We start from the raw sequence: 845 nt of genomic DNA, 5'->3' as shown, positions 1-845 counted from the left end.
GAGTAAATTTTAATGAAATGTCTAAAGGAGGGGGCGCCCCGCCGCGCCCGCGCGTTATTTACGCAGCTTTATTTATATCCTGATCAACACCACAGACATCTTCAGAAAATTTCTTATTTTCTTTAAGCACAGCATTGCCATAAATCGTTGTAAATTGGCAAATTTGTGCCTTGCCACTCACATGAGCATTATCGTGAATGTTTGCACAGGGACCAACACGCGCCGAGCCAGAAACCTTGGCATTATCATAAATATTGCTACCTTCATAAACTATAGACTTATCAAAAACATGAGCATTGCCATAAGCTTTTGACCACGCAGCAAGGCGTGATTTACCATAGACATGGGCATCATTAAACACAAGCCCACTCACTTGAGCATTTTCATAAACGCGGGCGTTATCGTGAATAAGAGCGCCCTCTGTAATAACGGCATTATCACTCACAACGGCATTGCCATAAACGTAGCCTCCAATTTTTGCATTGCCATTAATGATTGCATTGTCATAAACACGTGCTTTATCACTCAAAACCCATGCCTTATCACTAATCACGGCATTACCATAAACCCTAGCATAATTTACAACACAGGCATTATTGCGTATTTTGGCATTTTCGGAAACGCTTGCTTTGATAACCATAGCATCATCATAAACCCAGCAATTGCCTTTATGAGACAGATCACTCTCATCTTCAATAAAGCCCCCCAATTGACCAGCCTTAACATCATCAAAATCTCTTAAAGCTTTAATGCGGTGTAAAGTCACACCGTTAACAACGCGGGTTTCATTAGTAAGTTCATATTTTGGAGATGTTTCTTGATTTGTAACTGTAGCTGTCATGCTA

At 40.7% G+C, this 845-nt stretch carries 1 protein-coding gene; it reads right to left on the bottom strand.

Going from position 1 to position 845, the window contains the following annotated elements:
- Nucleotides 1-58 precede the first annotated feature (58 nt).
- Entirely contained in the window at nt 59-841 is a 783-nt protein-coding gene (locus MCY_RS02695; protein ID WP_040296485.1) for a hypothetical protein, read from the bottom strand.
- Nucleotides 842-845: the final 4 nt, after the last annotated feature.

The sequence above is a fragment of the Bartonella rattimassiliensis 15908 genome, assembly GCF_000278215.1.
In the GTDB taxonomy this organism is placed as follows: Bacteria; Pseudomonadota; Alphaproteobacteria; order Rhizobiales; family Rhizobiaceae; genus Bartonella; species Bartonella rattimassiliensis.
The sequence above is the reverse complement of the archived record's forward strand: the minus strand, read 5'-3'. Positions and strand labels throughout refer to the sequence as shown.

Bases quoted from the DNA above. Each gene is read 5' to 3' on its own strand.
- MCY_RS02695 (WP_040296485.1), bottom strand. From the start codon at position 841: ATGACAGCTACAGTTACAAATCAAGAAACATCTCCAAAATATGAACTT.